Genomic DNA, 18,724 nt, shown 5'->3' with positions numbered 1-18,724 from the left:
GCTGGCCCCTTTTTCGTGTTTAGAGTTTAATCCGTGCGCCCGCCCAGAGCCAACGTATGAGAGCGCATCCAATCCATGAATTCACGCGTCTTCGTCTGCCAGTCCTTGAGGTCGTCCGGCGTCAGCGGATCACCGATGATCGGGGACTGAGGTTTGTCCAAAGCATGCGCAATCTCATGCAGCAAAAGCCCCTGCCGGAAGCTCGCCGCGATCTTGTCCGCGATCTGATAAAGCCGCGTGTTGCGCCCCGGGAAATAGATCGGCAGCACGGTGGCCCCAGATTTCAGCACCATCTTGGCGGTGAACGGGTTCCACGGTTTTTCCTTCACCGGCCCCCACCAATCCTCCGACGAGGCCACGGCACCCGCCGGGAAGAGGATGATTACGCCCCCGGCTTTCAACGTCTCCATCGCCTCATTGCGCATCTTGATCGAAGCGCGGTGGCTGTCGGGTTCGTGCGGGAAAGGCACCGGCAACATGAAGGGGTCGATTTCGCGAATGCCGGTCAACAGCGAACGCGTCAGGATTTTGTAATCCGTGCGTACCTTGCCGATCAACTCCGCCATCACCAGACCGTCCACGAGGCCGTGCGGGTGGTTCGCGACCACAACCAGCGGGCCTGTGGCGGGTATCTTGGCGATCTGATCCTCGGGGGTCTGCACCTTGATGCCCATGACCTCAAGCGCCTGGCTAAAGAACGGCTGGCCCATCGGCGTGCCCATCTTTTCGAACCGACGGATGCGGCGCAAAAGCGGCAGCTTGCCGGTCACCCATTCTATGGTGCGGATGATCAGAACCTTCGAGGGATCGGAAAACGTGCCCGCATAGGACAGCCGGCGTGCGTCGTATTTGACGAAATCCTCGTCGCCAGGTTTCGGAGCGTGGAGGTCCGTCACGTCGTCTTGCCCATCTTTTTCGGGGTGAGACACTTTACATATCCTCGCCAAATCTGTCCTTGATCAGGGCCTCTATGGCATCCGCCAGCGCGTCCGCCTCCGGCCCGGTCGTCGTGACGTCAATAGTGGTTCCTTTGGAGGCTGCCAACATCAAAAGCCCCATAATGCTGTCGCCAGAAGTGCTCAGCCCGTCTTTGGAAACCTCGGCGCTGGCGTCGAACTCCTCGACCACTTCGACGAGTTTCGCAGAGGCGCGCGCGTGCAGCCCCTTAACATTCACGATTTCATGTGTGCGCATAACCGACGCCATCTCCCCACTCGACTTTATTCTTGTCCGACAGCTTTAACGCCCGTGGACGTCGAAACTGTCGATATATTTTCGCCCGGCATCAAGCGCATTGCCGACCGCCTCCGCAACCGTTTTGTGCCGCGATTTCGCCAGTTTGATCAGCATCGGCAGGTTCGCGCCGTAAATGATCCGGCGGTCGTTGTGATGACAAGCCAAGAGCGACAGGTTCGACGGGCTGCCGCCAAACATATCGGTCACCACGACCACACCATCGCCGCTGTCGACATCGTCGGCGGCCGCGCAAATCTCGCGCTGTTTGGCCGAGCGGTCATGATCCGGCTCGATCGAAATCGCTTCGATACCCACCTGTTTGCCAACGACATGTTCGACCGCCGCGAGATATTCGCGGGCCAGTCCCCCATGTGCGACGATCACAATTCCGATCACGTAAGCATTCCCGGTCAGAGGCCGCTCTGGCGGCGTTCAAGTTCCCTGTGTCTTATTGACACTTGCCAATTATGTTCTGCAAGGGCTTTGGATAGAATTTCCGCGAGCGTTACCGATCTGTGTTGCCCTCCAGTACACCCAAAGGCGATTGACAGGTGCTTTTTACCCTCATCGCGATAGGCTGGCAGCAAAAGCAGCGTCAGTTCCAGAATTTTCTGGAAAAACGCGTCAAAGCGCGGGTCGTTTTTCACGTAGTTCTGGACCTGCGCATCCGTGCCGTTCAGGGTCCTGAGGCTCTCGTCCCAATAGGGATTGGACAGGAAGCGCACGTCAAAGACCATATCGACGCCCCGCGGCATGCCGCGTTTGTACGAAAAGCTATGAACCGAGAGCGCCATATCCGCCTCGCGCCCTTCGGCGAACCAGCGTTCGATCTCGTCGCGGAGCTGGTGCGGCGTCATCTCGGAGGTGTCGATCAGGATGTCGGCCCGCGCTCGGATCGGCACCAAAAGGTCGATCTCACGCGCCACCCCGTCCTGCGCGGTCTCGGCCGGCGCCAGAGGGTGGCGACGACGGGTTTCGGAATAGCGCCGGATCAGCACCTCGGGCGCACAATCGAGGTAAAGCACCTCCGCCTCATGGTTCGGATCACGGGTCAGATCGTCGATCACTTCGATCAGCCCGTTGACGGAGAAATCGCGGTTGCGCACATCGAGACCCAGCGCCAAAGGCTTGGTCAGCCCGCCGCCCTCCAAAAGCCGCGGCAGGATCGAGATCGGCAGGTTGTCGATGACCTCATAGCCCAGGTCTTCGAGCGTGTTGATCGCCGTGGAGCGCCCCGCGCCAGACGGTCCGGTCACCAACACCACACGGTGGCGGGATTTCGATTGCGGGACCGGCATCTCTGCGGGTGAAGTCACGCGCATCGGCCTCCTTTGAGCCATTGGATCAGGGCCGGGGCGAATTGCGGCCCATCGACCCGGTAGAACAGGGGAATCGAGACCCCGATGAGAGCCTTTTCGCGCCGGGGTGGCAAGCGCTCTGTTTCGACCTGTGCCATGTCGACCACAGCGCGCAATCGGGTGTGCGGCAGGCACTCTGCTGTCAAAATCCCGACCCCGCGCGCTTCGATCATGCCGGCAAGCGTCCCTGGCGCCGTCGCCATGAGATCCGCTCCATCGCGTGTCAGGAGGGTGCGGTCGTCAGACACCAGCGTGGCGCCCAACGCCATCATCGTGAGTGACAGCGTCGATTTCCCGCTGCCCGACGGCCCGATGATCAAAAGCCCCGTCTCGGAATCCAAGGCGACACAGGAGGCATGAAGGTTCACCTCCTCCTCGTCCTTGCTCACACCGGCAGCCCCACGACGAAACGGGCGCCCAGCGGGTCGGAGGTGATGTCGGCATCGGTCGGACGAATGTTCTCAGCCCAAATCACACCGCCATGCGCCTCGATGATCTGTTTCGAGATCGCAAGGCCAAGACCGGAGTTGTTGCCGAACTGGCCTTCGGGGCGCTCCGAATAGAAGCGTTTGAAGATTTTCGTCAGCGCCTCTTCCGGGATACCCGGCCCGGTGTCCTCGACCACGATCAGAACACGATGATCCCGCTTGCGGACCCAGACCCGAATGGCGTCACCGTCTTCACAGAACGAGATCGCATTGGTGATCAGGTTCACAAACACCTGCGCCAGACGTGCTTCGAGCCCCGAAATCATGATCGGTTTGTCGGGCATGTCCGCGATGAATTCGACGCCTTTTTCCTGCGATTCCTGCGACAGGTAGTCGATCAGGTTCGTCAGCATCTGGATCAGGTTGAACTCTTCTTCCTCTTCCTTGACCAGCTCACTGTCGAGGCGCGAAGCGTTGGAAATGTCGGACACAAGACGGTCAAGACGACGCACATCATGCTCGATCACATCGAGCAGCTTGATGCGATGCTCCTCTTTCTTGATCATCCGCAAAGAGCCCACCGCAGAGCGCAAAGACGCGAGCGGGTTCTTGATCTCATGCGCCACGTCTGCGGCAAACTGTTCGTTGGCGTCGATCCGATCATAAAGCGCAGACACCATGCCCCGAAGCGCCGAGGACAGACGTCCGATCTCATCGGGGCGGCCCGAGAGATCGGGGATACGCACACGGCCCGGCGCCACTTTGCGGCTGTTCTTGTCGCGGCCAATCTCGGCGGCGGCGGCCAGATCGGCCAGCGGGTTGGCGATGGTCGAGGCCAGCACAAGGCTTAGCCCGATGGAGACCAGAATGGCGATCACAAAGACTTGCAGGATTTGTTCGCGCTCGACCCGAACCAGATCGTCGATCTCACCCTTGGCAGACACAAGCCCGATCACACCGATGGTCTGTCCGGTCTCATCCAAGGTGATCGGTGCGGCCACGGTAAAGACCGTGGAACCTTCGGCATTCACGCTGGTGTTGACATGGATTTCATCGTTCAGCGCAAGCGCGGCAAGTCCCGCGACATGTTCTTCGTAATCCTCAAAGCTCTCTTGGCCGCTGCCTTTGGCAAAGGTGATGGCCGACCAGATTTTATTGAGGAAATCGGAGATGACGGTCGAACGGCCTTCCTCGCGCAACCCGGCCACATTCGCCGGCTCCACCCGAGGCATCCCCTCGGTCGAGGCGATGAGCACGCCCGTCTGATCATAGATGTAGACATTATCGCGCAGAGGCAGTTCCAGCACCTGGAGCACGCCCGTCACATCATCAGAGTCATCGCTGACATCAAGCTGACCATCCGCCCCGGCCGTGACCTCAAGCATATCGGCGACCAGCGCCGCCTCCGTCACCATCGCCTTTTCGCGTTGCAGCACGAGGCTATCGCGGAAAGGGTTGAGATAGAGAATGCCCGCGACCATGAGGATGATCGCAACAAGGTTGAAAGTGATGATCTTTTGCGCCAGTGGCGAGCGGTTCACAGCAATGAAACTGCGACGCCGACGCTTTTCCCGCAGCTCCGCATCAGAGATGCGCGGCGCAACCCAGTCGTCTCCCAGAACGACATCCGCGTTCTCGGTGCTGGACTTGCCCGAACGATCCATACCGGAAGCCAGGGTCATTACTCCTCGTTGTACCTATACCCGATGCCGTAAAGCGTTTCGATGGCCGAGAAATCGCCGTCGACGGAGCGCATTTTCTTGCGCAGGCGTTTGATGTGACTGTCGATGGTGCGGTCGTCGACATAGACCTGATCATCATAGGCCACATCCATCAACTGATCGCGCGATTTCACAAAACCCGGACGCTGTGCCAGCGCTTGCAACAGCAAAAATTCGGTCACGGTCAGGGTGACGTCAAGACCTTTCCATTTCACCGCATGGCGCAACGGATCCATTTCCAACTCGCCACGAACCAGCACTTTGGTCTCTTCGGTCTCAGCCACGTCGATGCCCGCAATCGCCTCTTGGCGGCGCAGAAGCGCGCGAATGCGTTCGACCAGAAGGCGTTGCGAAAACGGTTTCTTGACGTAATCGTCGGCGCCCATGCGCAAGCCCAGAACCTCGTCGATCTCATCGTCTTTCGAGGTCAGAAAAATCACCGGCATGTTGGTTTTCTGGCGCACGCGCTGCAACAGATCCATGCCGTCCATGCGCGGCATCTTGATGTCGAAGACCGCCATATCGGGAAGGCGTTTGTTGAAGGCATCCAGAGCCGACTGGCCGTCATTATAGATTTCAACCTCGAACCCTTCGGCCTCTAGCGTCATGGATACGGAGGTGAGGATATTCCGGTCGTCGTCTACCAAGGCGATACGGGACATGGTCGGTTTCCTTCAACTGCTCAACTGGTTCATTTTTTGTGCTATCTTCCGTGTTTCAACCGCTCAAATCAAGCGAAACCACGAATCAGAGCCCGGGGTTAAAGCCATAGAAACCGGAAAGTTTCAAGGAATGGCTAATATGTCTCACCTTCGTGCTTATCCCTTATGCAGATTGGCTTTGATGCCCGGTCGTCGGCAAGTGTTTGCGCTACCCCCTATGTGGTTGCGCAAACACTTGATCTCGCGCCTGTTTACGCGCGGCGCAAGCGTGATATAGCAACTCCGTTGGCACATGTGTTGCCCATCCGCGAATGGCCCTTTCGCGGTACAGAATTCTATATCCAAAGACGCCGGCAAGGACACGGCGAGGGAGTTTGCATATGACAACCGGACGCGTGAACCCGGCTTTCACCCTTGAAGACCAAGGCATTACCGGACTTGGCACTGTCTATTACAACCTTCTCGAACCGGCCCTCATCGAAGAAGCCATCAAGCGCGGCGAAGGTGCTCTCGGCAAAGGCGGTTCTTTCCTCGTCAGCACTGGCGCCCACACCGGCCGGTCCCCGAAAGACAAATTCGTCGTCCGGACCGCAGATGTCGAAGACACCATCTGGTGGGAAAACAACCAGCCCATGGACCCGGCGAAATTCGACGTGCTCTACGCCGATATGCTCGAGCACATGAAGGGCAAGGATTACTACGTTCAGGATCTCTACGGCGGTGCCGACCCGGCCAACCAGCTCGACGTACGCGTCGTGTCTGAGCTTGCCTGGCACAACCTGTTCATCCGCACCATGCTGCGCCGTCCCGAGCTCAGCGATCTGGATGATTTCACCGCCGATTTCACCATCATCAACTGCCCGTCGTTCAAAGCCGACCCTGCAAAGCACGGTTGCCGCTCCGAGACGATCATCGCGCTGAACTTCGAGAAAAAGCTGATCCTGATCGGCAACACCGAATATGCGGGCGAGAACAAGAAGGGCGTGTTCACCCTGTTGAACTACATCCTTCCGGGCAAAGGCATCATGGCGATGCACTGTTCCGCCAACCACGCGCCGGGCAACCCGGTCGACACCGCGATCTTCTTTGGCCTCTCCGGCACCGGCAAGACCACGCTCTCCGCCGACCCGGCCCGCGTGCTGATCGGTGACGACGAACATGGTTGGTCCGACAAAGGCACCTTCAACTTCGAAGGCGGCTGCTACGCCAAGACCATCAACCTCTCCGCCGAAGCCGAGCCGGAAATCTACGCGACCTGCTCGATGTTCGGCACTGTGATCGAGAACATGGTCTATGACGAGCACACCAAAGAGCTCGACTTCCAGGACAGCTCGCTGACCGAAAACATGCGCTGCGCCTACCCGCTGCACTACATCTCCAACGCGTCTGAGACGGCGATGGGCGGTCACCCGAAGAACATCATTCTTCTTACCTGTGACGCCTATGGCGTTCTGCCTCCGATCGCGCGTCTGACGCCCGCTCAGGCCATGTATCACTTCCTCTCCGGCTTCACCTCGAAGACCCCGGGCACCGAAGTGGGCGTGACCGAACCGATCCCGACCTTCTCCACCTGCTTTGGCGCGCCCTTCATGCCGCGTCGTCCGGAAGCCTATGGCAACCTGCTGCGTGAGAAGATCGCGAAACATGGCGCGACCTGCTGGCTCGTCAACACCGGCTGGACCGGTGGCGCGTTCGGCACCGGCTCGCGGATGCCGATCAAGGCAACCCGCAACCTGCTGCACGCCGCGCTCGAAGGCACGCTGGCCGAGGTCGAATTCCGTAAGGACGACAATTTTGGCTTCGACGTTCCGGTCTCCGTGCCGGGCGTTGCTGATGTGCTTCTCGACCCGCGCCGCACCTGGGCCGACAAAGAGGCTTTCGACGCGCAAGCTGAGAAACTGGTCCATATGTTCAAGGAAAACTTCGAACAGTACCTGCCCTTCATTGATGAGGACGTGAAAGCCGCCGCCATCGGCTAAGGCCTTTCCTCACCTCATGATTTGACGCCCCGGCCCATATGGTTCGGGGCGTTTTCTTTTGCGCGTCATTCAGATGTCACGCCGCTCAGGCATTCTGTGTTCATGAAATATGCTCTGATTTTCACGCTCCTCACGACCCCGGCTCTCGCGCAGGAGGTCGATTTTACCGACCCCGCACTGATCGACGCCGGTAAAGAGATCTTCACCGATTTCTGCATGGCCTGCCATGGCGAAGAGGCTCTGGGTGGCAATGGTCCGGACATCCAAGGCGCAATACTAAGCGATGTCACCCAAGCGATCCGAGGCACGGATCAGATGGAGCCTGTTGAGCTGTACGAGGGCGAACCGGAAGCCGTCGCGGCCTATCTTATGGCACTGGCGCCCAAAGTGGCCGAGACCAAATTGCGCCTTCTGGCCGAACGTCAGCAGGGCTCAAAATAGCCCGCGCCGGACCAAATTGGCGCCAGCCACCAAAAGCACAAACAGCGTCGCGCGTTTGAATTTCTTCTGATCCAACCGGTCCTGCACCTGATGGCCCAGGATCATTCCGATAAGCGCCGGGATCAGCAACGCGGCGGAGAGTGGAATGGTCTGGGCATTCAACACCCCCGAACGCAGATGCGCCAACATCAAGGTCAACGCGCCGGTGCCAAAGATCACGCCGGTGATCTTGATCTGAAGCTTTTTCGGCGTGTCCACGGCGGTGAGATAGGCCACGGTCAGCGGCCCCCAGATGCCTGCCACACCGCCAATCACGCCAGATATCGCGCCAAGGCCCAGATCGTAAAAGCCGCGGTGATGGTCCGGGATGTGCAAGGCGCGCCCCACCAAAAGATAGCTCGCCAGCACGATCACGATGAGGCCCAGCGACAAGAACACCACCGATTGCGGCAGGATCACCACGAGCTGCGCGGAGAGCACGATCATCACGAGCAATGCGCCGATATAGAGCCTGTATTGTTTTGCGGCCTCGACCGCCTCGCCAGCACCGCCTCTGAGCGCCTGCCAGACGTTGGAGACAACCGTCGAAAAGATCAGCCCAGCCAACGCCACTTCGGGCGCCAGAAACGATCCCAATCCCGAGATCATGATCATCGGCATGGCAAATCCGGTCGCGCCTTTGACAAAACCCGCCAAGAGCGTGATCGCAACCGCGGCGATGATTTGTGGCATGGTCAGAAGGGTCAGGAGGCTTTCGAACGTCATGCCCCCTGATAAAGCGCCGCCTTTCTCACGTATAGGAGAAAGGGCGCGATCCATGGAGCCAGAGGTTTTCTTTCGCGGCGCCAGAGGTGGTGCAATTTCTCTGCGACACTTTAAGTCTTATAAAAACTTCATTTGAAAATATTATTGCGCTGCGACTGCGAAAGGATTAGACAAGTTCGAGACCTTCAGGAGGAGAGAATCCCATGGCCCTTGATCAACAGGAGATGAAACAGGAGATGACAATGCCGAACCCCATTCTGCCCGATCTTCTGGCTCTGACCGGCGCGGCTGTGGCCCCGGCGGAGGCCATTCTGGACCGTGCACGCGCCGCCTTGCGCTCCGAATTCCTCGACGGCGACCGTGTGTCGAGCAAAAAGATCGAGGCCAATCAACCCGCCGCACACGGGCTCGCGTGGCTTGCGACCTATGTCGAAAGCCTGCGCCAGATGCAGAAATGGGCCGAAGCGCTCTCCGCAGACGGCAAATTCGGCGAGATGGAGCAGCTCATCCATCAGATCGCCTTTGGCGAATACCTCAGCCAGATTTACGGCGGCATCCCGATGAACCAAGGCGAGATTTGCCGTCTCTCCGATCTGGGTCTGGGCCTTGTCCAGCCGAGCCACTGCGAAGTGGTCAAACTCATGCTCGACGGCAATTCCACCGGCGCGCGCACGCGGCTTGTCGAGTTGATGCGCACCAATTCCGGTCATGCGACCTTTGGCGCTTCGGGCCTCGACGACGAATTGGAAATGATCCGCGATCAGTTCCGCCGTTTCGCCGATGAAAAAGTCGCGCCCTTCTGTCACGAATGGCACCTGAAAGACGATTTCATCCCGATGGAGATCATCGAGGAACTCGCCGAACTTGGCGTCTTCGGTCTCACGATCCCCGAGGAATACGGCGGCTTTGGCTTTCCGAAAGCGGCGATGGTCGTGGTCTCCGAAGAACTATCGCGCGGCTACATCGGCGTCGGCTCTCTAGGCACGCGCTCCGAAATCGCGGCCGAGTTGATCCTTGGCGGCGGAACCGAGGCGCAAAAGGAACAGTGGCTGCCGAAACTGTCCTCCGCCGAAATCCTGCCCACCGCCGTCTTCACCGAACCGAACACCGGATCGGACCTTGGGAGCCTGCGCACCCGTGCGGTCAAAGAGGGCGAGACCTACACGGTGACCGGCAACAAGACCTGGATCACCCACGCCGCGCGCACCCATGTGATGACGCTTCTGGCCCGCACCGATCCCGACACCACGGATTACAAAGGCCTGTCGATGTTCCTGGCTGAGAAAACGCCCGGCGATGACGCAAACCCCTTCCCCACACCCGGCATGTCCGGCGGCGAGATCGAGGTCTTGGGCTATCGCGGCATGAAGGAATATGAGATCGGCTTTGACGGCTTTAAGGTGAAGGCCGAGAACCTTTTGGGCGGCGAGGAAGGCAAGGGCTTCAAACAGCTCATGGAGACCTTTGAGTCTGCCCGCATTCAGACCGCCGCCCGCGCCATCGGCGTGGCGCAAAACGCGCTCGAGGTCGGCATGCAATATGCCGAGGACCGCAAACAGTTCGGCAAGTCGTTGATCGAATTCCCCCGCGTCTCCGGCAAGCTGGCGATGATGGCGGTCGAAATCATGGTGGCGCGTCAGCTCACCTATTTCTCCGCTTGGGAAAAGGACCACGGGCATCGCTGTGATTTGGAAGCCGGGATGGCGAAGCTTTTGGGCGCACGGGTCGCTTGGGCCGCCGCCGACAATGCGCTGCAAATTCACGGCGGCAACGGCTTTGCGCTCGAGTATCAGATTTCCCGCATCCTGTGCGACGCGCGGATTTTGAACATCTTTGAGGGCGCAGGTGAAATTCAGGCACAGGTGATTGCGCGTCGTCTGCTGGGCTAAGTCATCCTTCAAACGACTTTAAAAAGGCGGTGCCTCCTGCGCCGCCTTTTTTGCGAGCCGGTCCACGAAGCGATCCCGCGCGGCGGGCAGGCCCCGATCCGACAGCTCCGCCGTGATCTTCGCCAGAAAATGCCCCGTCGTCTTGAGACCCTGCCCGATCTCGGCAAAATCCAGAGACGACTGCCCCAACAGACATTGCGGCAAGGGCAAAAGCCGATCCGCCCACTCCCCCGCGCCTTTTCCCGAAACGGCGCGGCCAGTCTTGGGCGAGACGTAAATCAGATCGTCGGGTGAACCGGTCACCGCACAAGAGGAAAGATCGAGGCCAAAGCCCAGCTCCTCCAGCAAAGACACCTCCCAATGCAAATAAGCCAAGGGCCACATCGGGTCGGCGCCGATGCGGTCAAACAACGCCAGACTGTCGACATAGAGATAGCCATGCGCCTCGCGCTCCGGCAAAAGCTGCGAGAGCATCGCGGTCATCGCCGTCATCCCCGCAAGCGCCATAGGATCTCCCAGCACATGCGCACGGCTTTTCACCGGCTCGAACGTAAAGCTTCCGAGATGATCTTCAATCCGCGCTTTCCACGTCACGGCAACATGCCCGCCCGGCTGCAAATGCGGCGTCATCTTGCGCGAAATACCGCCCCGCACGACGCCCGCATGCCGCCCGTGATCGGGGGTAAACACCTCGACAATCACCGAGGTCTCGCCATGTTTTCGGACGGAGAGGACCACCCCTTCATCGCGCCACTCGATCATGCGCCTGCTTCTTCTTGGTCGAAATACTCAATCAGCCTGACGTGCAAGGCGCGGAACGTCAATCAGACAGACCGGCCTCATCCAAAAGCGTGCGCCCCAGTCGGTCCTCAACCTCGATGATCCAGAGATCGGGGTCAAAACTGCGTTGTTTGGCCAGAGAGGCGTCCACATCTCGCTCTGCGCCTTCGGCCAGCACAGCCCAGTCGCGGCGATCCTCCATAAGGTTGAACTCGCGTTGAAACGCCTTGGCCTGACCGTCCAGCGTATTGAGCTTGACCATCACGGCACCGGCCGTGGCATCGCCCCTCTTGACGACAAAGGCCGGAATATCGGCCAACCGCAGCCGCGTCAGATAGGCCGAGACCCAGACATCCGCCGTCAGCCGCGCCATCAGTTGCCGTCTTTGAAATCAAGCCCCATTTCGCCGTAGCGCTCGGCCTCTTCGAGCCAGTTCGGACGCACTTTGATCTGCAAGAACAGGTGCACTTTACGGCCCAGAAACTCCGCCAGTTCCTCACGCGCCGCACGCGAAATGCGTTTGATCGTCTCGCCGCGCTTGCCAAGGATGATGCCTTTGTGCCCGTCCCGCGCCACGTAGATCACCTGATCGACACGGGCAGAGCCATCCTTGCGCTCTTCCCATTGCTCGGTCTCGACGGTGAGCTGATAGGGCAATTCCTGGTGCAGGTTCAGCGTCAGTTTCTCACGCGTGATCTCAGCCGCAATCATCCGCATCGGCAGATCGGCGATCTGGTCCTCCGGGTAGAGCCAAGGCCCCGCCGGCAGTTCGCGGGCGAGCCATTTACGCAGGTCATCGACACCTTTGCCCTTCTCAGCCGAGATCATGAAGGTCTCTACGAAGTTGCGGCGTTCGTTCATGTCCTTGGTGATCGCGAGGAGTTTCTCAACGTCCACCATGTCGATCTTATTGATCGCCAGCGCGACTTTCTGCTTCGGGTTCGAATGCTCGTCCAAAGCGGCCAGAATTTCCTCAACGCCCTCGGTCACACCCTTATGCGCCTCGATCAAAAGCACCACGACATCGGCATCCGCAGCGCCGCCCCAGGCGGCAGAGACCATGGCGCGATCCAATCGACGTTTGGGTTTGAAAATCCCCGGCGTGTCGACGAAGACGATCTGGCTGTCCCCCTCCATCGCGACGCCGCGAATGCGGGCACGGGTGGTTTGCACCTTATGGGTCACGATCGACACTTTCGCGCCGACCATGCGGTTCAACAGCGTGGATTTTCCGGCGTTGGGTTCACCGATCAGGGCCACAAAACCTGCGCGTGTCGTTTCAGCCATCTTTGGCCTCCAGTTTTGTCAAAAGCGCCTTGGCGGCGGCTTGTTCGGCCTGACGTTTGGAATTTGCTTCCGAGCGCTCCGCCTCACCACTTTCGAGCGTCACTTCGATGGTGAAGATCGGCGCGTGATCGGGGCCTTTGCGGGCCACTTCGGAATATTTTGGCGGCTTCTGCCCCCGGGCCTGTGCCCATTCCTGAAGCGCGGTTTTGGCGTCGCGGGCGTCGTCTTCGACCCGGTCGATGCGCTTGCCCCAAAGCCGGCGCACCAGCGCTTTGGCAACCTCAAAGCCCGCATCGCGATAGACGGCAGCAATCACCGCCTCCATCGCATCGGCCAGAAGCGCTTCTTTGCGACGACCACCCGACATCATCTCCGAGCGACCAAGTTTCAACACGGCACCCAAATCGATCTGACGGGCGACATCGGCACAGGTTTCCTTGCGCACCAGCGCGTTGAAGCGCGGCGCCAACTGACCTTCTGAGGCGGATTTGTCTTTTTCGAACAGAGCCTCGGCCATGGTCAGACCCAAAACCCGGTCGCCCAGAAATTCGAGGCGCTGGTTGTCGGGGCGAGTCGCGGACGAGATCGAACTGTGCGTGAGCGCGCGCAAGAGCAGTTCGGGCTGAGAAAACTCATGCCCGAGCCGCGTCTGGAACGCGCTTATGTCTGCGGACATCTTCACTGGAGCGCCTTGAAGAAACGATCTTTGCGCCAGGTCCAGAAATAGACAAGACGTTTGCCCGCAGAAGAGAAAATGACGCGGCTCGCCTTCCCGACAATATATTCCTCAGGCACGTAACCCACGCCGTTCTGGGCTACCGAGAGCCGGCTGTCGGCGGAGTTGTCGCGGTTGTCGCCCATGAAGAAATAGTTGTTGGCGGGAACGGTGTAGACCGGTGTGTTGTCGACGCTGGTGGGGCCGATATTGAGGATCGAATGCTGACGCCCGCCCGGCAGGGTCTCGATGTATTTCTCTTTGGCACACTCACCGCCAAGGCCCGACGTGGTGGTGCAGGCCGGACGACGACCGGCGGCACCCTGTTTTTCATCGGTCTCGACGAACATACCATCCGGGGTCTGCGGCACCTCTTCGCCATTGAGGAAGATCACGCCATCGCGCATCTGAATCCGGTCGCCCGGCAGGCCGATCAGGCGTTTGACGAAAGTGCGATGCTGGGTCGGGTGCTCGAACACCACGATGTCGCCACGCTCCGGCTCAGAGCCAAGGATACGACCAGAGATCGGGCAGAGGAAATTCACCACCTTCGGACAGGACCACTGCGAGTAGCCGTAGCTCATCTTGTTGACGAAAAGAAAATCGCCGATCAACAGCGTGTCTTTCATAGAGGACGACGGGATAAAGAACGGCTGGAAGAACAGCGTGCGGAAAATCCCGGCGATCAGCAGGGCATAGACCACTGTTTTGATGGTTTCGGTCAGGCTGTCCTTGGCACTGCTCATCTTCTCGTCCTTTGGGGAAACGGTTTTACGCTTTAGCCGGATATGAAAGGCGCGCGGCGGGGAGTCAAGGCAAACGCCCGTGATGGTGGGGTTTTCGGGCGGTAATCGACAATTGGGCGCGCTTTATTTGTCCTTCGGGCAGGCTTCATATGTCCTTCGGACGGGCTTCGATCACCACAAAAGCCTGCGCCCAGGGGTGATCGTCGGTCAATGTCACATGGATGATCGCCTCGTGGCCCGGCGGCGTCATCTCCTCGAGCCGCTCTTTGGCCCAACCTGTCACCTCCATCACCGGCTGTCCGGTCGGGAGGTTCTTGACCGCCATGTCTTTCCACGAAATCCCCATGGCAAGACCCGTACCAAGCGCCTTGGAACAGGCTTCCTTCGCGGCCCAACGTTTCGCATAGGTGCCCGCGACGTCGCGACGACGCTCGGCCTTGGCCTGTTCGATCTCCGTGAAAACACGATTTTTGAAGCGCTCGCCAAAGCGCTCCAAAGTACCGGTGATCCGGTCGATATTTGCGAGATCTGTGCCGATGCCCAGGATCATCCCTGATGCCCCATATAATGTGGCGCGATGCACGGCACGTTCGGATTAAGCCGCAGCCTTCGCGCGTTTCTTTTCCTCAACCTTGATCTTGTTCTTGGCAACTTGACCAAAGAAAAAGCCGCTGACGAAGTATACCAAAAGCAGAAGAATGACGGAGGCAACAGCCGTCGCAATCATCGCGGTCGACGTGCGCAGTTCCGGAAGGACAGTCATAAGCCCCACATAACCGATGGCACCGACCACAAGGTTGACCAGCGTCGCCATACGCGCAAAGGCGCGTTTTTCGGATTTTTCAGGGATGCGACGTTCTTTTTTGTAAAAGAATTCCCCTTCGAAAGCAGCCGCACCGATGAGCGGCGCAACACCTGCCGCCATGCCCACGCTGGAGCCAAGAAATGCCTCAAGAATCCACAGCAGGATGCCCACCACAACCGTCAGGCCGATCAGGATCCCTGTATACCGCAAAACTTTCATATCATTAACCTTTTCATAGATTTTGCTTGCGAACTTCGTCCATCAAACGGCGCATCTCGCGAATCGCCGGGATAATACCCAAAAAGATAGCCTCGCCAATGAGGAAATGCCCGATGTTCAGTTCTGCGATCTCCGGCAGCGCAGCAATCGGTTGCACGGTGTCGTAGGTCAGCCCGTGGCCGGCGTGGACCTCGAGGCCGAGCCCATGCGCGAAAGCTGCCATTTCGGTCAGACGCTTCAATTCATCGTCACGCTCGGCAAATTTGCCCTCGGCGTGCAGGTCGCAATAGGCACCGGTGTGCAGCTCGACGACGGCGGCGCCGATGCGGTGCGCGGCCTCGATCTGCGGCTGGTCGGCCGCGATGAAGATCGACACGCGCGAGCCAGCGTCGCGCAGGGGCGCGATGAAATGCGCCAGACGGTTTTCCTCGCGCGCAACTTCAAGCCCGCCTTCGGTGGTCCGTTCCTCGCGCTTTTCCGGAACGATGCACACCGCGTGAGGTTTGTGGCGCAAAGCAATCGCCTGCATCTCGTCCGTGGCGGCCATTTCGAAATTCAACGGCACGGAGAGGTTCGCGACCAGCGCCTCGATGTCCGCATCCGTGATGTGGCGGCGATCTTCGCGCAGGTGCGCCGTGATCCCGTCGGCCCCCGCCTCTTCGGCCAGCTTCGCGGCCCGCACCGGGTCCGGGTAGGCCGAGCCACGCGCGTTGCGCACGGTGGCGACGTGATCAATGTTCATGCCGAGGCGGAGTTTCTGGGTCATGGTTTCGTTCCCAATCAAGATCGTTTGGCGCGGACAATAGCCTGCGGGTCGCGAAAGAAAACCGACAAATCCTGATCGAAGCGATCAAACCTCGTGCGGGCGTGTCGGGTTACGGTTTCTGAGCCGCTTTTTGCGCCTGTTTCTTGCGCCGCAACTCTTCGAGCTTGGCCTTAAGCTTGCCGCGGCGGCGGTTTTGATAAGCGGTCACCATCGGCAGAGTGATGTAATAGGCCGCAATCCCCGCCACGATGCCCGGGATGATGCCGCCGACCAGATAGGGCATGAAAATCTCATGCCAGAACCGGATCAGCGCATCCCAATTGGCATCACGATCCGTGAACAGCGCAAGAAAATTGCGCCAAAAATCATCGGCGGCGTCGAAAAACTTGCCCGCAAAGCTGCGCTCATGCTCGTGATCGAAACTCGTGCCCAGCAGGAAGTGGCCCATTTTCATCGAGATCACGCCAATCGGCACATAGGTCAGCGGGTTGCCGACAAAGGTCGACAAAAGCGCCGCGATGACATTGCCGCGCATCAGCTTGGCCAAAACAAAGGCGATGACGAAATGCAGGCCGAAAAACGGAGTGAAGACCGCGAAGACGCCAGCAAAGACGCCGCGCGCAATTTTATGAGGGGTGTCAGGCAGACGGTGAAGACGATGTTTGAGATACCGGACCGCCCGCCCCCAGCCACGTTTGGGCCAGAGGGATTGCGCAAGCCATTGAAGTGGCTTTAGCTTTTCCCGGCGTTTAAAGACCACATCACCCTCTTGACCCCCTTAGGGTCGTCTGTCCAAATTCCTGTATCTGCGCACCCGTGCCACTTCGCTTTCGGCCTCAAGCGCCAACATCACCGCATGCAGATGCTCCACGTCCCGCAGGTCCACATCTACGATCAAACGGTAAAAATCGGGCTTACGATCGACGAAATTCAGGTCCGAGATATTGGCCTTTTGCTCCGCAATCAATGTACAGATCCGCCCCAAAACGCCCGGATCGTTGGAAATCGTCAGATCCAAAGACACGGTATATTGCGGCGCGTGCGGTCCCGAATGCCATTGCAGATCGACCCAGCGATTGGTCTCCGCCTCAAGTTCCTCAAGCGCGGGACAGTCGATCGCGTGAATCACCACGCCCTTGCCGCGATAGGTGATGCCGACAATGCGCTCGCCCGGGACCGGTTGACAGCACTTGGCACGATTATAGGTCTCGCCTTCGGAAAGTCCAAGCACCGCGCGCTTCGCGTCAATCGCACCGCTTTCTCGCACCAGTTCCGGATAGACCGCCTTGACCACGTCGGAGGCGGTGAGTTCCGCCGAGCCCAGACGCGCCAAAAGCGCTTCGCTGTCGGCCAGCGACATTTGTTTCGCCGCCGTCGCCAGCGCCTTTTCCGACGCCTTTTTGCCGACATGCTCAAACGCCACGCGGGCCAGTTCACGCCCCAGTTTGACAAAGCGTTCGCGGTTCTCTTCGCGCAAAGATTTGCGGATCGCCGCCTTAGCGCGGCCCGTCACCACGATGTCGAGCCAGGTTGCCTGCGGGCGCTGGCCTTCGGCCGTCAAAATTTCAACGCTCTGGCCGTTTTTCAACCGGGTCCAAAGCGGAACGCGGATGCCGTCCACCTTGGCGCCAACACAGCTGTCGCCGATACGCGTATGGATCGCATAGGCGTAATCCAAAGGCGTGCCGCCTTTCGGCAGGGACACCACCTCGCCTTTCGGCGTGAAGGTGAAGACCTTGTCGGAATACATCTCCAGCTTGACGTGTTCGAGGAATTCGGAGTGATCCTCGGCATTCTCAAACCGCTCCGTCAATTGAGCGAGCCACTTCGCCGGGTCGACCGCAAAGGGGTTTTGTGCCCGAACGCCATCGCGATAAGACCAATGCGCGGCCACCCCGGATTCCGCAACCTCGTGCATCTGACGGGTGCGGATTTGCACCTCGACGCGTTTGCCGTCGCGCCCCGAGACCGTGGTGTGAATAGACCTGTACCCGTTAGATTTCGGCTGGCTGATATAGTCCTTGAACCGCGTCGGCACCGCGCGCCAACGCTGATGGATCACACCCAACACGCGGTAGCAATCCATCTCTGTTTTGGTAATGACGCGAAAGCCGTAAATATCTGACAGGCGAGAGAAACTTTGCTGTTTCTCCTCCATTTTGCGCCAGATCGAATAGGGTTTTTTGGCGCGTCCAAAGACGTCCGCCTCGATGCCCTCGCGCTCCAGCTCTGCACGGATGTCGTTGGTGATCTTATGGATCACATCGCCGGTTTCCCGTTGCAACAGGATAAAGCGGCGGATGATCGAATTGCGCGCCTCGGGGTTGATGACGCGGAAGCTCAAATCTTCGAGCTCCTCGCGCATCCATTGCATCCCCATGCGGCCTGCCAAGGGCGCATAGATGTCCATGGTCTCGCGCGCTTTCTGGAGCTGTTTCTCCGGGCGCATCGACTTGATCGTCCGCATGTTGTGCAAACGGTCGGCGAGTTTCACAAGGATCACCCGCAGGTCTTTCGACATCGCCATGAACAGTTTGCGGAAGTTTTCCGCCTGTTTGGTCTCTGTCGACGACAGTTGCAGGTTGGTAAGTTTCGTCACCCCATCGACCAGTTCCGCGATCTCTTCGCCGAACTTGCGCGCGACCTCTTGGTAAGAGGCGCGGGTGTCTTCGATCGTGTCGTGGAGCAAAGCCGTGATGATCGTCGCATCGTCCAGAGACTGTTCGGTCAGGATGGCGGCGACGGCGACGGGATGGGTGAAATAGGGTTCGCCAGAGCGGCGGAACTGCCCCTCATGCATCTCACGTCCGTAGGCATAGGCCTCGCGGATCAGTTCGGCATTTGTCTTGGGGTTATAGTTGCGGACCAGCGCGATCAGGTCTTCGACGTCGATCATTTTGGTCCGCGAACTCCGTGAATGGGGGCCC

The 18,724-nt window shown here is 59.1% G+C and carries 21 protein-coding genes; 3 read left to right on the top strand and 18 right to left on the bottom strand.

What is annotated here, in order from left to right; all coding sequences use genetic code 11:
- Positions 1 to 26: 26 nt before the first annotated feature.
- From ACN0X0_RS14120 to ACN0X0_RS14090, 7 genes are read right to left on the bottom strand one after another with little or no spacing between them, the layout of a single operon-like run.
- Entirely contained in the window at positions 27 to 929 is a 903-nt protein-coding gene (locus tag ACN0X0_RS14120; RefSeq protein WP_417279666.1) for a lysophospholipid acyltransferase family protein, read from the bottom strand.
- 1 nt (position 930) lies between these two features.
- Positions 931 to 1,194, bottom strand: coding sequence for an HPr family phosphocarrier protein (locus ACN0X0_RS14115; RefSeq protein ID WP_226551032.1), 264 nt, complete (start codon positions 1,192 to 1,194; stop codon positions 931 to 933).
- A 45-nt stretch (positions 1,195 to 1,239) separates the two neighbouring features.
- The gene (locus ACN0X0_RS14110) at positions 1,240 to 1,632 is read right to left on the bottom strand and encodes a PTS sugar transporter subunit IIA (protein WP_167600864.1); all 393 of its coding nucleotides are present in this window, start codon (positions 1,630 to 1,632) and stop codon (positions 1,240 to 1,242) included.
- Positions 1,633 to 1,646: 14 nt separating this feature from the next.
- Positions 1,647 to 2,558 carry an RNase adapter RapZ gene (rapZ, locus tag ACN0X0_RS14105; RefSeq protein ID WP_417279665.1) on the bottom strand — a complete coding sequence of 304 codons (912 nt, stop codon included), beginning with the start codon at positions 2,556 to 2,558 and terminating at the stop codon, positions 1,647 to 1,649.
- Positions 2,549 to 2,983, bottom strand: a complete 435-nt coding sequence (locus tag ACN0X0_RS14100) for an HPr kinase/phosphorylase (RefSeq protein WP_417279664.1) — start codon at positions 2,981 to 2,983, stop codon at positions 2,549 to 2,551. The genes rapZ and ACN0X0_RS14100 overlap by 10 nt, the downstream gene beginning before the upstream one ends.
- Positions 2,980 to 4,704 carry a sensor N-terminal transmembrane domain-containing protein gene (locus tag ACN0X0_RS14095; RefSeq protein WP_417263690.1) on the bottom strand — a complete coding sequence of 575 codons (1,725 nt, stop codon included), beginning with the start codon at positions 4,702 to 4,704 and terminating at the stop codon, positions 2,980 to 2,982. Before ACN0X0_RS14095 ends, ACN0X0_RS14100 begins: the two co-directional genes overlap by 4 nt.
- The gene (locus ACN0X0_RS14090) at positions 4,704 to 5,405 is read right to left on the bottom strand and encodes a response regulator transcription factor (protein ID WP_417279663.1); all 702 of its coding nucleotides are present in this window, start codon (positions 5,403 to 5,405) and stop codon (positions 4,704 to 4,706) included. Before ACN0X0_RS14090 ends, ACN0X0_RS14095 begins: the two co-directional genes overlap by 1 nt.
- Before the next feature lie 380 nt (positions 5,406 to 5,785).
- On the opposite strand from ACN0X0_RS14090, the gene ACN0X0_RS14085 reads away from it, so the two are divergent.
- Both ACN0X0_RS14085 and ACN0X0_RS14080 read left to right on the top strand, forming a co-directional pair.
- Entirely contained in the window at positions 5,786 to 7,384 is a 1,599-nt protein-coding gene (locus ACN0X0_RS14085; RefSeq protein ID WP_417263691.1) for a phosphoenolpyruvate carboxykinase, read from the top strand.
- A gap of 102 nt (positions 7,385 to 7,486) precedes the next feature.
- The gene (locus ACN0X0_RS14080) at positions 7,487 to 7,825 is read left to right on the top strand and encodes a c-type cytochrome (protein WP_417279662.1); all 339 of its coding nucleotides are present in this window, start codon (positions 7,487 to 7,489) and stop codon (positions 7,823 to 7,825) included.
- Here ACN0X0_RS14080 and ACN0X0_RS14075 read toward each other — a convergent pair.
- Positions 7,817 to 8,590 (bottom strand): sulfite exporter TauE/SafE family protein, encoded by a 774-nt coding sequence (locus ACN0X0_RS14075; RefSeq protein ID WP_417263693.1) that lies wholly within the window; start codon positions 8,588 to 8,590, stop codon positions 7,817 to 7,819. The genes ACN0X0_RS14080 and ACN0X0_RS14075 overlap by 9 nt on opposite strands.
- A 203-nt stretch (positions 8,591 to 8,793) precedes the next feature.
- Here ACN0X0_RS14075 and ACN0X0_RS14070 point away from each other — a divergent pair, with 203 nt between their 5' ends.
- Complete coding sequence (locus ACN0X0_RS14070) at positions 8,794 to 10,479, top strand: acyl-CoA dehydrogenase family protein (RefSeq protein ID WP_417279661.1); 1,686 nt, start codon at positions 8,794 to 8,796, stop codon at positions 10,477 to 10,479.
- A gap of 18 nt (positions 10,480 to 10,497) precedes the next feature.
- On the opposite strand, the gene recO is transcribed toward ACN0X0_RS14070, so the two are convergent.
- From recO to ACN0X0_RS14020, 10 genes are all read right to left on the bottom strand, one after another.
- Positions 10,498 to 11,241 (bottom strand): DNA repair protein RecO, encoded by a 744-nt coding sequence (gene recO, locus ACN0X0_RS14065; RefSeq protein WP_417279660.1) that lies wholly within the window; start codon positions 11,239 to 11,241, stop codon positions 10,498 to 10,500.
- Positions 11,242 to 11,299: 58 nt separating this feature from the next.
- Positions 11,300 to 11,632: a DUF1491 family protein gene (locus ACN0X0_RS14060; protein WP_417279659.1), complete on the bottom strand. Its 333-nt coding sequence runs from the start codon at positions 11,630 to 11,632 to the stop codon at positions 11,300 to 11,302.
- A complete protein-coding gene (gene era / locus ACN0X0_RS14055) occupies positions 11,632 to 12,546 on the bottom strand; it encodes a GTPase Era (protein ID WP_417279658.1) in 915 nt (304 codons plus the stop codon). Before era ends, ACN0X0_RS14060 begins: the two co-directional genes overlap by 1 nt.
- Entirely contained in the window at positions 12,539 to 13,228 is a 690-nt protein-coding gene (gene rnc, locus ACN0X0_RS14050; RefSeq protein WP_417279657.1) for a ribonuclease III, read from the bottom strand. Before rnc ends, era begins: the two co-directional genes overlap by 8 nt.
- Positions 13,225 to 14,007 carry a signal peptidase I gene (gene lepB / locus ACN0X0_RS14045; protein ID WP_417279656.1) on the bottom strand — a complete coding sequence of 261 codons (783 nt, stop codon included), beginning with the start codon at positions 14,005 to 14,007 and terminating at the stop codon, positions 13,225 to 13,227. The genes rnc and lepB overlap by 4 nt, the downstream gene beginning before the upstream one ends.
- A 145-nt stretch (positions 14,008 to 14,152) precedes the next feature.
- Positions 14,153 to 14,557 (bottom strand): holo-ACP synthase, encoded by a 405-nt coding sequence (gene acpS / locus ACN0X0_RS14040; protein WP_417263699.1) that lies wholly within the window; start codon positions 14,555 to 14,557, stop codon positions 14,153 to 14,155.
- Positions 14,558 to 14,602: 45 nt separating this feature from the next.
- The gene (locus tag ACN0X0_RS14035; RefSeq protein ID WP_417279655.1) at positions 14,603 to 15,031 is read right to left on the bottom strand and encodes an ABZJ_00895 family protein; all 429 of its coding nucleotides are present in this window, start codon (positions 15,029 to 15,031) and stop codon (positions 14,603 to 14,605) included.
- Between the two features lie 13 nt (positions 15,032 to 15,044).
- The gene (locus ACN0X0_RS14030) at positions 15,045 to 15,797 is read right to left on the bottom strand and encodes a pyridoxine 5'-phosphate synthase (protein ID WP_417279654.1); all 753 of its coding nucleotides are present in this window, start codon (positions 15,795 to 15,797) and stop codon (positions 15,045 to 15,047) included.
- Positions 15,798 to 15,906: 109 nt separating this feature from the next.
- On the bottom strand, positions 15,907 to 16,557 hold the full coding sequence (locus ACN0X0_RS14025) for a DUF2062 domain-containing protein (RefSeq protein ID WP_417263702.1): 651 nt from the start codon (positions 16,555 to 16,557) through the stop codon (positions 15,907 to 15,909).
- An 18-nt stretch (positions 16,558 to 16,575) separates the two neighbouring features.
- Positions 16,576 to 18,693: a RelA/SpoT family protein gene (locus tag ACN0X0_RS14020; RefSeq protein WP_417279653.1), complete on the bottom strand. Its 2,118-nt coding sequence runs from the start codon at positions 18,691 to 18,693 to the stop codon at positions 16,576 to 16,578.
- Between the last annotated feature and the right edge of the window lie 31 nt (positions 18,694 to 18,724).

Origin of the sequence: Celeribacter sp., assembly GCF_048270365.1 — a bacterium.
GTDB lineage: Bacteria > Pseudomonadota > Alphaproteobacteria > Rhodobacterales > Rhodobacteraceae > Celeribacter.
This window is presented reverse-complemented; position numbering and strand designations above follow the sequence as displayed.